The organism is Moorena sp. SIO2C4, assembly GCF_010672485.1.
Lineage (GTDB): Bacteria > Cyanobacteriota > Cyanobacteriia > Cyanobacteriales > Coleofasciculaceae > Moorena > Moorena producens.
In genome coordinates, this window is sequence record NZ_JAAHGN010001551.1 from 1 (window position 1) to 1,140 (window position 1,140).

The 1,140-nt window shown below is 53.6% G+C and carries 2 protein-coding genes; both read right to left on the bottom strand.

The window, feature by feature from the left end; translation table 11 throughout:
• Window positions 1-713 (bottom strand): ABC transporter transmembrane domain-containing protein (locus F6K20_RS39430; protein ID WP_287298588.1); only part of this gene is annotated, 713 nt, incomplete at its 3' end.
• A complete protein-coding gene (locus F6K20_RS39435; RefSeq protein WP_287298589.1) occupies window positions 714-947 on the bottom strand; it encodes a hypothetical protein in 234 nt (77 codons plus the stop codon).
• Window positions 948-1,140: the final 193 nt, after the last annotated feature.

Consider the following 1,140-nt stretch of genomic DNA (forward strand, 5'->3'; position numbering starts at 1 on the left):
TCAAATGCCTGTACTACCGGGATCGCGGTGAAGGTCTGGTGGACGAAACTCAGCAGACGGGACTGGGCTTCCCGGTTCAGCTTCGTCCGGCGTTTGAGCCGGGCACCGAAAAACAGGGTGGAACCCCCCATCAGTGGCGCTACTGCTAGGGATAGCAGGGTTAGTGTTGGCTCTAGGTTCCAGGCAACGATGCCAATGCTCAACAAAGTCAGCACTTGCTGGGCAGGTGAGACCAGCAGGGCATTAGTCAAGGTATATACACAATAGGTGTCTACTGTCAAGCGACTCAGGGAATCACCGACACTGCGCTGACTGTGGAACAGCAGCGAGAGGCGTTGGAGTCGATGAAACAGCTTCTGTGCCAGGTCATAGACCATGCGTTGACCAGCAGCGCTCCAGAACCAGATTAGACCCACTTCAAGGATAGCATTCAGGGCATAGAGTCCGAGGCTAGCAAGAGCAGCTGTAACAACCAGCACAAAGGGCGTCACGGTCAGGTTCCAGTTCCCCAAAAGCGACCCAACTACCGCTGGCACAGCCGTGTCACCAAGTGCGTAATCCACCAGGATTTTCATCGGCCAGGGTTGGAGAGTGGTAACAAAGGAGGTGGCTGCAGTCAAAGCGAGAATCACTACGAAGGTACGCCACTGGCGCAGTGGGTATAGGAGCATACGCCGGTATCGGTGCTTCGTTGCTGCAATTTCTGGACTCATCTACAGTTCCACTCCTATGATCGCAGCTTGCTTATTTTGCTGTGAGTTCGTAGGATTGTTGGTGGCAGATTCGAGATTAATGCCTTCTAACTGTCTGAGTACGTAAAGGTAGGAAGCTTTGGCAGTAGCACAATCCTGGAAATTTGCCAGCAAGAGCAGTACAGCTACTGTTCCAAGAATAGCAGAAGCCATACCTGCCTGGTCAAAGGCTGCTACAGCACAGAGCAGTAGCAAAAGGAACTTAATGATTAAGGCAGGGACAGCAACCCTCGGCCAGGAGCGGAATCGCAGCAGTTGCTTACCCCACCGTGCTCTTCAATGGTCATTAGTATCCGGACAGCGCCGAACAACCCACCCCGCACCTCCAGATCCCAGCGGTCGAAATCACTGCCACGGTAAATCACTGCTCCCTGTTCCCGGAGTCCAA